The sequence below is a fragment of the Bartonella sp. AU16XJBT genome, assembly GCF_028618665.1.
Lineage (GTDB): Bacteria > Pseudomonadota > Alphaproteobacteria > Rhizobiales > Rhizobiaceae > Bartonella.
This window is the reverse complement of record NZ_JAQITF010000004.1, coordinates 122,720-135,167: the sequence shown is the minus strand read 5'-3', so window position 1 is coordinate 135,167 and position 12,448 is coordinate 122,720. Positions and strand designations below refer to the sequence as shown.

The 12,448-nt window shown below is 40.8% G+C and carries 12 protein-coding genes; 6 read left to right on the top strand and 6 right to left on the bottom strand.

From position 1 onward, the window contains the following. Nucleotides 1–207: 207 nt before the first annotated feature. Nucleotides 208–1,026 carry a VIT1/CCC1 transporter family protein gene (locus tag PVV66_RS03760; RefSeq protein WP_273718907.1) on the top strand — a complete coding sequence of 273 codons (819 nt, stop codon included), beginning with the start codon at nt 208–210 and terminating at the stop codon, nt 1,024–1,026. A 397-nt stretch (nt 1,027–1,423) separates the two neighbouring features. Further along, on the top strand, nt 1,424–1,960 hold the full coding sequence (gene dut / locus PVV66_RS03755) for a dUTP diphosphatase (protein WP_273718906.1): 537 nt from the start codon (nt 1,424–1,426) through the stop codon (nt 1,958–1,960). A 726-nt stretch (nt 1,961–2,686) separates the two neighbouring features. Here the strand turns inward: dut and PVV66_RS03750 are convergent. From PVV66_RS03750 to PVV66_RS03740, 3 genes are all read right to left on the bottom strand, one after another. Beyond that, a complete protein-coding gene (locus PVV66_RS03750) occupies nt 2,687–2,818 on the bottom strand; it encodes a hypothetical protein (protein WP_273718905.1) in 132 nt (43 codons plus the stop codon). Between the two features lie 141 nt (nt 2,819–2,959). Then, nucleotides 2,960–3,559 carry a biopolymer transporter ExbD gene (locus PVV66_RS03745; protein WP_273718904.1) on the bottom strand — a complete coding sequence of 200 codons (600 nt, stop codon included), beginning with the start codon at nt 3,557–3,559 and terminating at the stop codon, nt 2,960–2,962. Further along, nucleotides 3,556–4,431, bottom strand: a complete 876-nt coding sequence (locus PVV66_RS03740) for a MotA/TolQ/ExbB proton channel family protein (RefSeq protein ID WP_273718903.1) — start codon at nt 4,429–4,431, stop codon at nt 3,556–3,558. Before PVV66_RS03740 ends, PVV66_RS03745 begins: the two co-directional genes overlap by 4 nt. Nucleotides 4,432–5,501: 1,070 nt before the next feature. Between PVV66_RS03740 and PVV66_RS03735 the strand changes: the two genes are divergently transcribed. Both PVV66_RS03735 and PVV66_RS03730 read left to right on the top strand, forming a co-directional pair. After that, nucleotides 5,502–5,840, top strand: a complete 339-nt coding sequence (locus tag PVV66_RS03735) for a YqjD family protein (protein WP_273718902.1) — start codon at nt 5,502–5,504, stop codon at nt 5,838–5,840. 3 nt (nt 5,841–5,843) lie between these two features. Continuing rightward, nucleotides 5,844–6,296: a phage holin family protein gene (locus tag PVV66_RS03730; RefSeq protein WP_273718901.1), complete on the top strand. Its 453-nt coding sequence runs from the start codon at nt 5,844–5,846 to the stop codon at nt 6,294–6,296. On the opposite strand, the gene PVV66_RS03725 is transcribed toward PVV66_RS03730, so the two are convergent. After that, complete coding sequence (locus tag PVV66_RS03725) at nt 6,279–6,455, bottom strand: hypothetical protein (RefSeq protein ID WP_273760952.1); 177 nt, start codon at nt 6,453–6,455, stop codon at nt 6,279–6,281. The two genes, PVV66_RS03730 and PVV66_RS03725, sit on opposite strands and share 18 nt — an antisense overlap. A gap of 493 nt (nt 6,456–6,948) precedes the next feature. On the opposite strand from PVV66_RS03725, the gene PVV66_RS03720 reads away from it, so the two are divergent. Further along, nucleotides 6,949–7,242, top strand: coding sequence for a hypothetical protein (locus tag PVV66_RS03720; protein WP_273718900.1), 294 nt, complete (start codon nt 6,949–6,951; stop codon nt 7,240–7,242). A 65-nt stretch (nt 7,243–7,307) separates the two neighbouring features. Then, nucleotides 7,308–7,682 (top strand): hypothetical protein, encoded by a 375-nt coding sequence (locus PVV66_RS03715; RefSeq protein ID WP_273718899.1) that lies wholly within the window; start codon nt 7,308–7,310, stop codon nt 7,680–7,682. Nucleotides 7,683–8,369: 687 nt separating this feature from the next. Here PVV66_RS03715 and glmM read toward each other — a convergent pair. Further along, nucleotides 8,370–9,728 (bottom strand): phosphoglucosamine mutase, encoded by a 1,359-nt coding sequence (gene glmM, locus PVV66_RS03710; RefSeq protein ID WP_273718898.1) that lies wholly within the window; start codon nt 9,726–9,728, stop codon nt 8,370–8,372. Between the two features lie 520 nt (nt 9,729–10,248). Then, on the bottom strand, nt 10,249–12,390 hold the full coding sequence (gene ftsH / locus PVV66_RS03705) for an ATP-dependent zinc metalloprotease FtsH (protein ID WP_273718897.1): 2,142 nt from the start codon (nt 12,388–12,390) through the stop codon (nt 10,249–10,251). Nucleotides 12,391–12,448: the final 58 nt, after the last annotated feature.

Sequence of the window (12,448 nt, the reverse complement as noted above, 5' to 3'; positions counted from 1 at the left end):
CCCCACTTTATAAATCACCCCATTTGATAAATTCTCTTGTACTTCCTTGTATTTGCCAGATTTGCCAACTTTACTTGCATAAGCCCCAGCGCTCTTTTTTTTCCAGCGCAACCTTTTTGCACTTTTTCAGTTTCTAACTTTTAGGTTGACTTTCAGTTTATTTTTCTTCATGTTTTAGAATTATTCTAAAGTGCAAAGGAACAGAGAATGTTGAAATCGTTTTTTTCATTTGTACAGCGTAAAGCTCTGTCCTTTCGTTCAGCACAAAAAATGATGCTTCAAGCGCTCAAAGCAAAAGAGCAACATGTCGCGCTCTATTTAAAATATGCAAAAGCTCTAGAGCCTTATTCCTCTAAGGAAGCCGCGGTTTTTACCGCCATGGGGCTTCAAGAGCTTGAAAATTATAAGCAACTTTTGTGTCTTTCTTGCCACAATCGCGCCCACACAGCGGGTGGATCGGGTGGATTATGTGAGCAAACTTCTTTTATAAAAAGCAAGGGGAGACAAGCTTCCCCGAAAAAGACAGCAGCAAATCACACCATAAAAAAGCCCTCGAAAGCGGAAAAACAAACCCTTTTGACATGGATTCAACCTGGTCTTGCGGGATTAATGGACGGCTCTGTCTCCACCCTCGCCCCCATTTTTGCTGCAGCTTTTGCCACAGGAGAAACGCATCAAACCTTTTTGATAGGGCTCTCAGCTTCCATTGGTGCGGGGCTTTCAATGGGTTTTACAGAAGCAGCCCATGATGACGGGAAATTATCAGGGCGTGGTTCACCCTTAAAAAGAGGTCTTGCCAGCGGCATTATGACAACATTAGGGGGGTTAGGTCATACGCTTCCCTATTTGATTCACTCTTTTTACCTCGCCACAGTGATTGCCTTTATCATTGTTTTTTTCGAACTAAGCGCCATCGTCTGGATCCAGAACAAATACATGTCAACGCCTTTTTGGCGCGCCTCTTTACAGGTCATCATTGGGGGAGCTTTGGTTTTTGCCACAGGGATTCTTATCGGAAATATTTAAAAAAAACGTGTCCCCACAATTTCAATCTCTCATATAATTTCGATCTCCAAGAGGGGTCCCTCTTAGCAAAACATCAAATTATCATTGGAAATGCCCTTATTAAAAGGGCTCTTATGGTGCTTTGATATTTTGACCTTTAGTATCTAAGAAATCTTCTCTGTAACAAATCATTGAGATCGCAAATGCACGTGTTCCTTCATAGCCATAAGCCATCATTGGGAAGGCTATTCCGGAAAATTTCATTGGTGCTGATTTGGAATTTTGTGGATCAACAAAAGATGATAACCACGCCCTGGGGACAACCTATATCAAAAAACCTTTATTGACTTGTTTTATGGCTATCTTTTGTTAAAGTGTTATTTTTTTCGAGACCTCATATTTTGGACATACCTTGATCATGCCGAACACTGAAACCAACGCTCCTCTAAACAACCAAGAAAATGGTGTTTCTTCTCAATCTTCACACCCGGTGACTTTATTCGTTCAACGTCTTGAACACGGACAAGGTCTAGAACTTCCTCACTACGCAACAGCGGGTTCTGCCGGTCTTGATCTGCGTGCAGCCATTGGAGAAGAAGAAACGCTTGTTCTTGCGCCAGGGCAGCGTGCTCTTATTCCAACGGGTCTCATTTTTCATTTATCACTGGGGCTTGAAGCACAAATACGTCCACGCTCTGGCTTAGCTTTAAAGCATGGCATCACATGCCTCAATACCCCTGGAACCATTGATAGTGATTACCGTGGCGAAATCAAAGTCCTTCTCATCAATTTGGGTCAGGAAGACTTTTCCATTCAACGGGGCATGCGCATTGCCCAAACAGTCATCGCCCCCGTAACCCAAGTCAATGTTTGCGCCATTGAACCAGAGCAAAATACTCAAAACCATAACGAAAGCCGTGGAACAGGCGGTTTTGGTTCAACAGGACACAACTAAACAGCTCTGAAAAATCTGTTTTTAAAGCAATACGGGCTCACGACTCTTTCACGTCCCGATCCCTTGATTTTTGCGTCTCTTGGGCTTTTAAAACGCCGAAGGTGTATGCCGTTTTATGCCCAAGACGCCTTGGTTAAACCGGACCCTTAGAGCGGCATCCTTTTTTCTCCTATTTCTTCTCAAGCTTCACACCCCGTTCCTTTATCCATTCAGCATCGTAGCATTTGAGACAAGAAAACTTTCTTGCGATGGCTGGTTTTACTGATCTTGATAAATATACAAGCCCTTAGAGAAAAAAACCTTTACACGTAGTGCCCTTAACACGTCTTTCCTTGATCACTTAGGGCTTTTAAACTTCTCAAGCACGCATCCTTCCACGCTTCTCATTTAGCACTCCCCTCACATGCCCCCTGCGATGATTGACGATGATAATTGAGACAACACATCATCTTGATTGGATTAAGAAGAATTCATTGTCTTGTAAAATGAGCAATCCAAATGCCATAAGACTTTTTCATGACCAATCTGTTTTTTCATCCATCACCCTCCAAATTTCTTATTTGTTACAAGTCCATTAAGCGCTGCTTGCCCGTGTAGATAAAAACTGGAAAAATGCCCTATAATAAACCTCACCAATAACCGTCACAACATTGGAGGAGTATCATGATATCCACTTTCTTTCTTATGAAGCACCAAAATGATAGTGCTCAATAGATTTTTTTATTCTTATTTTATGAGAACATCATCCATGAACACCGTTGCAAAAGCTTTTAGACGCATTAAGACACAAAGAACAATGACAACGGTTGATACCGCATTTCTTGCGGCACTATGATAATATTGAGAGAATTTTGTCATCCGATAAGACTTAATTTTACGCTCTCCAGCGCATGCGTGATTTAATTAATCGATGAGAGTTCCATCATCAATTTCACTCTGTAACTTTGATGAAAGTGCTCTATTTTCTTCAAAATTTCCTTGTTTAAAAGGCGCTTTTTATCACGGGGCGGAAGCTGTTCCAGAACTATGCGCATTGACGGCATCGCTCATTGTGACCGCCTTCACATGGCCCACCACGTTAGTGCCCGCTCCCTCAAGGGCACCGTCTGCCACAACAGGTCCATTTGTCGCATCAGCTGTTTTATGATTGCCCCCACCTCTTGCAGCAAGATTGGGAGAATTTTGCAATCCAACAAGACCAATTTTACGATATCCAGCCATGCGTATTTGATTTAATAAATCGATGACAATGCCATAATCCATTTCACTATCTGCTTTGATTAAAATTTTTGTTTCTAAATTTTGCTTGGTTTCTCTTAACAAAGTTTCTCTCAAGGCTGCTTGTTCTATAAGATGATCATCAATGTAAAGAGAATGATCTTTTTGCAAAGTGACATAAAGGGGCTCATCAGGTTGAACCACTGAAGGCGTTTGCGTTATAGAAGGAAGTTGAACAGGAATGACAGATGTTGCCAATGGTGCGGCAACCATAAAAACAATCAACAACACCAACACAACATCAATAAAGGGCGTCACATTGATTTCACTGTGCAACCCACTATCCTCTGTTTCCCAATCATCATTAAAGCTTGCTTTCATTTTTTATGACTTTTCTGTTGTTTTTGTCGATCAAGTTCACGGCTCAAGAGCCTTTCAAGAGCAGCAGCGATATCCCCTAAATCACTGCGATAACCATTCAAAGCACGCATAAGGCTGTTATACATAACAACAGCAGGAATAGCCACAAAAAGTCCAATCGCCGTTGCAAATAAGGCCTCAGCAATTCCAGGAGCCACCACATCAAGCCGCGTTGTTTGCGATTGAGCAATTCCAATAAAAGAATTCATAATTCCCCACACCGTTGCAAAAAGCCCCACAAAGGGCGCAATAGCACCAATGGTTGCAAGAACAGCGTTCCCACACGCAATACGGCGTGTCGCAGCCAGCAAGCAGCGCGACAAAAGCGAATGAACCCTTTCTTTTAAACCTTCATGAACATCGCGAACATAAACATCGCGAGAAGCATCTTTATATTGATCATTTTCCTCATAAAAGAGAATATCTTCAAGCGTTTGTACATTTTTCCTTGTATTGGCTCTCTCAACAGAGCTTTCGCTTATCCCTTCAGGAGCAACAAAATTAACCTGTTGTGTAGAAAGATAGACCTCTTTAAGAACCTCTTTGAGAAAAAATACCCCCGCCCCTTTGCTTTCTTTCAAGCTGGCAGCTAAACGCGTAAGAGTCTGAGCATTAAGAACCAATTGGAGTTCCTGGCGCACGCGTCGTTTTGCCAAAGTGATCTCAACAATTTTCACAAAAGCAATTGTCCAAGACATAAGAGAAGCAAGCAACAAAAGAATAATAACAGCTTTCACCACCCAATCAGCAGCCATAAACATAGAAAAAGGAGAAAAATCATGCACTGCCAATACAGCAGAACTATTCTCTAAAGGGACTGTTTCAGATTCCATTTTTGTCTCGCACTCTTGTGGTCTTAATCTTCTTTATACACTGGATCGTCATCCCGCATAGCATTACTGTTCCACAATGCCATTTCCCTTCAACGTCACTTTCGCATTCCTCTTAAAAAAGAAAACTTGATAAATCAAGTATAGTTTTCTTCCTTAAATTCTCTCTTATTCTAAAGAAACTCTTCAACAAATTTATCTTACTCACTCAATTTACGCTGTAAATTTGGCAAAATGATAAATATGTCAGAAATATCCCATAATAATATTTCAATTTATAAAAATAACGCATCATCTTTCTACTTACAACACATTGACTTATAATAATAATTTATCTCATTTCTGTTGAATGAGCCCCTCATATTGCAAGCTTTTCTCATTTCAGCCGCTCTTGAATAAACCCAACAAAATATTTCCCGTCATGGGATAATTTGTACGGAATAAACAGCAAAGATGGAATACTTGAAGAAAAAGATATTCACCTCTTAAAAAAAATCAATTCTCTGAAATCCCCTTTTTACAATTAAAAAGGTGCCATAAGGCTTTTAAAAAGGACGATCGCAATATTTTAACAGGTAAAAAAAAGGATAATGGAGATAGGCTTTAAGACTTCAAATATATAAAAAAAAGAGCAAGCAACATTATTTTCTCTTCTCTGCTTCAAAAGCCTAAAGACGGCATAACTTCTCTTGCAAAATTTCTCCTGCAAAATCGCTAAAACCGTTTTTTTACCTATTACCAAGTCCTTAAAAAACAAGTCTCAATGTACCACTTTAACAAAACTTTTATAAAAAAACTTACACCACAAAAAGCTGGAGAATGATGCTGAATTCCTTTCAAAAGCATAAGACAATTTCAACAGAGAAGATCCTTTATGGGAAAGAGCCCATCTTATAGGGCGAATTATAGGCGAGATTTATTTTATCAAAAACAATTTTAAATTCGACAAAATGAAGGGAACCAAAAAAAACTTTGAGCGTTACCCAAGCAGTAAAAATTTTCACTCCAATGCAAATGATTACGATGAACACACCAACACAAATATAAAATAGATAAGAGAGGGAAAAAACATCATGGCCAATAATAAAACACCACAAAAAAATAAAACCGCCGCAGAAAAAGACCTACAAAACGAGCTCCAGGGACAACTAGAAACGTTACGCCATGAAATTTCAGGGATGACCTCAACACTGACAGATCTTGGTGCAAAAAAATTCAATGCAGCCAAAGACAAAGCGGAAAAACTGTATCACTCAGCGAAAGAAAGCAGTGAAGACATCATGTCTCAAGCAAAAGACAAAATCAGTGATTTGGAACAAACCATGAACCAATGCGTTCGCAAAAATCCTGGCAAAAGCGTTTTGTTTGCCGCAGGTGTTGGTTTTATTCTTTCTCAATTACTGCGTCGTTAAGCAATGCATAAATTTATCGCTCCTCTTTTAAACCATCTTGTCGGTGGAGGGCTTAAAAGCACGGTTAAGCAAGTGCGCCTTCAAGCAATTTGCTGTGGATTGATTGGCATTTCATTATTCATGGCTTTACTTTTTTTATGTATCATTGGTTTTCTTGCGTTATGGACTGTTATGAAGCCTCTTGCCGCCGCCAGTATCATGTTTTTAATTTGGCTTTTTCTTGCAGGATTAGCATTTATGATCAACCGGATTCTCAAGGCTTATCAACGCTATGACCAACAAAAAAAGACCGAAGAACAACGCCACAAACTGGTGACAGAGGCGACAATTTCCAGCCTAGCTGCTCTCAGTCAACATCTCCCTTTTGCCAAATTGGGTGTCCCCATTCTGGGACTAGCAACTTATTTTCTGTGGAAAAAAGATAAAAAAGACCACCTTTCAGATGAAAATATGTAACACTGCCATTCTAATCCCCCCGGGTGTTTTCTTTCCTTCGAGAGAGAAAACACCCTTTTGTTTTCCAAGTCTTTTCCCCCATCCTTTGGAACAATCTTGATTTGCCTCATTGTCATGAAGTAAAGGGACGATTGCCACACGCCCTATCATCTTCATCACTCCCTCATTCTCCCTTGTCCTTGCAAAGGCAATCCTGTATCAAGATCTCCCTTGTCGAGATCTCTTTTGCCAAAATCCCCCCCTTTTGCAGCAACATTCAATAAAAAGCAGAACAATCCATTACCGCCTCTAAGTAAGCAATCCAACCCCCTCCCTATTTACTGTCTGCTCCATCGGGCAGAGCCTCCTTTAAAATACGGATATTAGGAATAGCTTTTACACGCTTTTGGTAGAATTCGCTTTTTTATTGATTGTAGAGCCTGCTTTGTATTTTCGGATGTCACAAAGCACTCTCCCCAGAGAATAACCCTCCGCAAATGCTAGAGATTTTAAACGATACTCCCCCCCTCTTGCGATACCCATACACGACAGGCAAAAAACAGTGTTATGAGGGGCAATTTACGACACATTACCACCCCAGAATAACACATATTGATACATTCGGCGTGAATCAGTTAAAAAGCTTTAATTTATCATCATCAAGGTTCAAGCGATGAAATCTTTATCCATAACGCTCGCCATCATATTTATAGCTTTCTTTTCAATATCAGTATTATCAAAATATACGAGTGTAGAGAATTTAGAACAATACGATAAACTTTACGAAGAATATGTGCATAAAAATTATAAAAGCTTAGAATACCACCAGAAATTAGCAAAAGCAAAAGAATCGATAGAATATTTAAAAACGCAGATGGGAGATACTGTAGACATACCCCATGATAAGAGCCCATTTTGGAGGTATTTAATAACATTACCAAACAATCCTCCAGAATTAATATTTTAAAACATTATCACATATTGCTTGTTTTTTGTGGACGCTTTGCCGATTTATGGCAAGGTGATAAAAGTATGCCGACACTTACATTTAATGACTTAACAATAAGACTGGAAGCTTTTAAAGCTAACGGAATGAAATATAGGAAACATTGGGATTATATAGAACATATTTTCTTCAAAGCAAAATTTGACACCAACTTTAATGATCCAATGTTTGCATACGCAGAAAAATTTTTAGACTCTCCAAATGGCATTAGTAGAAAAGAACAAACCATTCGTACAGAGCAAATGATCGTAGAAAATGAACTCTCTCGTTTTCAAAACACAGCAACAATGTGCGCTATTGCGAGAAACGTATACCTTGAAATGATGCCCAAAGAACATGTAAGACCACCTGTGAGATATAGCACTTTTGAAAAATGGAAGCGATATTTAACACGTTTTTAAACGAACGATCAAAATGCTTTTGAAACCCACTAAGCGCTCTTTCTCATGAATTCACAAGATAGAATAGTGCTTGATTCTTCTCCAATAAGATACCGCACTGCCGCTTAAAGATTACACTATCGATAGAGGCATTGTGCTTCTTTTATTGCTTTTTGCACGAACTTATAACGATTTATTACTTTTTCAGCCCACCATTCAAAACGATTTTTATCTTAATTTTTCAACATATTGTCATAAAAAGGGCTAAGGCAATCCCAATGCCTTCACATTTCCTCAAAGCACAAATCCTCAAAGCACAAACACCCACAAGCATACATGATAGGTAATAACTTGGCCGAACCTCCTGCACGGCACATCCAAAATTTCTCGCGCGCCACCGACAGCCATCATCCAGAGAGAAGGCTTGGTTCCAGAAAAACAAACCATCCACTTCTGTTTTTCACCAACACCACCCCACGAATAAAATCTGCTTTTTGTCCCTCTCCTCAATCAGCAAATTTGCCAGATTTCCCTCAAGGGCCGCCCCCCTCAAAGATAGCTTAAATATCTTGCAAACCTTCTCGCGCCTCCCCTTCCACCATTACACGACCAACCAACACGCTTGCAAAAATAGATTACACCCTCTGCTCCAAATCTTAGGCCAATGATACCATAAATCCTCGCAAAAAACTCAAGATTCCTTAAAGTTCAAGCACCCACGCGTGTATCATGATGGGTAATAATATCCATCAACTCTGTCACGACCGTATTCAATACTTCTCGTGCATCACCTTCAGCCATAAGGCGGATAACCGGCTCAGTTCCAGAAGCACGGATTATCAGCCGTGCCTCTTTTCCCAACCGCTTCTCTGCTTGATTAATGGCCGTTTTGACGGGATTTTTTTTCAAGACATTTTTATTTTTAATCGTTACATTTTTTAAAATTTGCGGTACAGGTTCAAACCGTTTACATAATTGGCTCATAGGGGTTTGACTCTCCTTCATACAAGCTAAAATTTGCAAAGCTGCCACCAACCCATCACCTGTTGTCCCAAAATCACTGAGCACAATATGCCCCGAAGCTTCACCTCCAACATTATATCCCTTTTGGCGCATGGCATCGACCACATAACGATCCCCAACTTTTGTCCTAATAAGGTCTAACCCTTTTCCGTTCAAAAACCGCTCCAGTCCCAGATTGGACATAATCGTTGTGACAACTCCATTGCACCGTAACCGTCCCATTTTATGCCAATTTTCAGCAATCACAGCAATCAACTGATCCCCATCAACCATTTGTGCTTTTTCATCAACAATGAGAACACGATCACCATCTCCATCAAGAGCAATCCCTACATCCGCACGCACTTCATGCACTTTGCGTTTTAAAGAGCTTAAATCAGTTGAGCCACATTTTTGATTAATATTGGTCCCATTGGGTTCATCATGAATAGCAAAAACCTCAGCCCCTAATTCCCATAAAGCACGGGGTGCCGCTTTATAGGCAGCCCCATTGGCACAATCTACAACAATACGCACAGCATCTAAGCGAACATCACGGGGCAATGTTCGTTTGGCGTATTCAATATAACGATAAATATCCCCCTCGACCCGTTTTGCGGAACCAATTTCAGCAGAACTTGCTAAAGATTTTGAAAGATCTGTATCGATCAATTGTTCAATTTTTGCTTCCATCTCATCTGAAAGTTTAAAACCATCAGGACCAAAAAGTTTAATTCCATTATCATAGAAAGGATTATGAGAAGCAGAAATCATCACCCCAAGATCGGCGCGCAAAGAGCGGCAAAGCATTGCAACAGCAGGTGTTGGTATTGGTCCTAATAAAAAAACGTCCATCCCCGCAGCAGTCAATCCTGACACCAAAGCATTTTCCAACATATAACCAGATAATCGCGTATCCTTGCCAATCACCACACGACGCGATTGATGTTGTGAACGGAATAAAAACCCTACAGCCATCCCCACCTTCATGGCAAAATCCGGTGTCATAGGAAATGAATTAGCTTTCCCCCGAATTCCATCTGTACCAAAATATTTTTGCACCATGCCTCTTTCCTTTATACGTCTTCCCTTGGGCTTTTTTTAAAGCTCTAACAGCCCCCTTGGTACAATAGGCTTCCTCACCCTATACCCTTCACCTTATAAATAAGACTAACTCGATCCTCATCTTTTTAGATCATTAAAAACCCTCTTCACCCTCTACACATCTAAACCACGCTCAACCAATGAGGTTTCTACACCTCACCTATAAAGCAATATCCTCTTCTAAAAAAGCTTTACACATCCCTTGAACACAATCAAAGAATAATCTCACACCCTATCACCAAACCTCACACCCTGAGCCCAAATCCACACAGCACCCCATCGCCAAACCTCACACCCTTACCCAACTCGCAAAGCAACAAACCAGCTTATCCCCTGCTAAACCATCATAATACAACGGCTTTGCTTAATTTTTTCTTCCATATTTTGGAAAACATTACATCAAAGGCGCAAGCAATGCTCGCGCCTTTCTCAAAGAATTTAAAATTTTTCCCAAAACATAATCACTCAAACGTTAAAGTTTTTATTTTCCTTTATCAGATCCCACAGGTTTTGACTTTTTTTCAGCACTGCTTTTACTTTGAGAATGATTAACTGACTTTGTGGAACCTTTTGCGCTTTGCGCTTTTTTAGGCTCCATATCCTTGGATTGAGTATTACTGGAATTTGCTGTTTTCTTCCCAACAGCGCCCTCTGCTTTTCTTGCCTCACTTTTAACGTTCTCTGCTTTATGGGCAACTGTTTTAGGTGCTGTTTTGGCGTCTTTTTCATCGACCACAGAGTCCTCTGCCTTCACTGTTCCAGTTTTTGGAACAGAGGAAGTCCGTGGTGCCGCCCCCTCATCTTTCTGTGTGCGTGAAGGAGGTTTTCCTGCAATGACCTCGTTAATTTCAGCACCCGTTAAAGTTTCATATTCCAACAAGCCCTGCGCTAAAGCAAACCACTCTTTTCTTTTTGTTTTTAAAATATTAGTCGCATTTTTATAGGCATCATCAATAAGCTTACGCACTTCCATATCAATCATGCGTGCTGTTTCTTCAGAGACATTTTGTGTTCGTGCAACAGAATGCCCTAAAAAAACCTCATCTTGGTTATCGCCATAAGCAACATTTCCAAGCAGATCAGAAAATCCCCACCGTGTGATCATAGCCCGTGCTAATTTAGTTGCTTGCTCAATATCAGAAGAAGCCCCCGATGTGATATTTTCTTTTCCAAACTTCAATTCTTCAGCCACACGTCCGCCCATCATGATAGCCAAACGAGAAATCATCCACCGATAACTCATGGAATAGCGATCACCTTCAGGCAATTGCATCACCATTCCCAATGCCCTTCCCCTTGGAACGATTGTTGCTTTGTGAACAGGATCAGCAGCAGGAACATTGAGAGCCACGATAGCATGTCCTGCTTCGTGATAGGCTGTGAGTTCTTTTTCCTCTTGTGTCATGGCGGTTGAACGGCGTTCAGCCCCCATCATCACCTTATCCTTTGCATCTTCGAATTCTTGCATCGTCACGACTCTTTTATTACGGCTCGCAGCCATAAGAGCAGCTTCATTGACAAGATTCATCAAATCTGCACCGGAAAATCCTGGTGTTCCCCTTGCCAAAACTTTCAAATCAACATTCGGTGCTAAAGGTACATTGCGCACATGCACTTTCAAGATTTGTTCACGCCCAGAAACATCAGGATTTGGCACAACAACTTGTCGATCAAAACGTCCTGGTCTCAATAAAGCAGGGTCAAGCACATCAGGGCGGTTTGTTGCAGCAATAAGGATAATACTTTCATTGGGCTCAAACCCATCCATTTCGACCAGCAACTGATTTAAGGTCTGCTCGCGTTCATCGTTTCCACCCCCCAGTCCAGCCCCCCGATGGCGTCCAACCGCATCGATTTCATCAATAAAGATAATACAAGGCGCATTTTTTTTAGCCTGTTCGAACATATCACGCACACGGCTAGCCCCAACACCAACAAACATTTCAACAAAATCAGACCCTGAGATGGTAAAGAATGGCACATTGGCTTCACCCGCTACAGAGCGCGCTAACAAAGTTTTACCGGTTCCTGGGGGACCAACAAGCAAGACACCGCGAGGAATACGCCCGCCTAAGCGTTGAAATTTTTGCGGTTCGCGTAAAAATTCAACAATTTCTTGGAGATCTTGTTTGGCTTCTTCAACGCCAGCAACATCCTTAAAGGTAACACGTCCTTGTGCTTCATTAAGCAACCTTGCTTTTGATTTCCCAAATCCCATTGCGCCGCGTGATCCATTTTGCATTTGTCGCATAAAAAAGACCCACGCCCCAACAATAATAATAACAGGCAACAAAGAAAAAAGGAGATTGAGGAAGATACTATTTCCAGAGCTTTCAGGAATAGCTTTAACATTGACGTTTTTACTTTCCAATTTTTGTATCAAACCGGGATCACGTGGCGCAAAAGTTGAAATAGTTCTATGTTCGACAGTTTGTCCTGTTAACTTTTGACCTTGAATAGTCACCGATTTCAGCTCGTTATTCTCAACTTTTTGCAAAAATTCAGAATAGGAGACTTCTCCACCACCAGAACGTTGGCTATCTCCATTAAAGAAAGAAAACGACACAATCAAAATCAAAGCAATAACCCCCCAAATGAGGAGAGAGCGGTAATTGGAATTCATATTCAGCCCACTTAATCAAATATAGATTTCAAACAGTTCCCTTTAACATATAACCTTG

Bases quoted from the DNA above. Each gene is read 5' to 3' on its own strand.
- PVV66_RS03760 (WP_273718907.1), top strand. From the start codon at position 208: ATGTTGAAATCGTTTTTTTCATTTGTACAGCGTAAAGCTCTGTCCTTT.
- PVV66_RS03745 (WP_273718904.1), bottom strand. From the start codon at position 3,559: ATGAAAGCAAGCTTTAATGATGATTGGGAAACAGAGGATAGTGGGTTG.
- PVV66_RS03720 (WP_273718900.1), top strand. From the start codon at position 6,949: ATGAAATCTTTATCCATAACGCTCGCCATCATATTTATAGCTTTCTTT.
- glmM (WP_273718898.1), bottom strand. From the start codon at position 9,728: ATGGTGCAAAAATATTTTGGTACAGATGGAATTCGGGGGAAAGCTAAT.
- PVV66_RS03735 (WP_273718902.1), top strand. From the start codon at position 5,502: ATGGCCAATAATAAAACACCACAAAAAAATAAAACCGCCGCAGAAAAA.
- PVV66_RS03750 (WP_273718905.1), bottom strand. From the start codon at position 2,818: ATGACAAAATTCTCTCAATATTATCATAGTGCCGCAAGAAATGCGGTA.
- PVV66_RS03715 (WP_273718899.1), top strand. From the start codon at position 7,308: ATGCCGACACTTACATTTAATGACTTAACAATAAGACTGGAAGCTTTT.
- PVV66_RS03740 (WP_273718903.1), bottom strand. From the start codon at position 4,431: ATGGAATCTGAAACAGTCCCTTTAGAGAATAGTTCTGCTGTATTGGCA.
- PVV66_RS03730 (WP_273718901.1), top strand. From the start codon at position 5,844: ATGCATAAATTTATCGCTCCTCTTTTAAACCATCTTGTCGGTGGAGGG.
- dut (WP_273718906.1), top strand. From the start codon at position 1,424: ATGCCGAACACTGAAACCAACGCTCCTCTAAACAACCAAGAAAATGGT.
- ftsH (WP_273718897.1), bottom strand. From the start codon at position 12,390: ATGAATTCCAATTACCGCTCTCTCCTCATTTGGGGGGTTATTGCTTTG.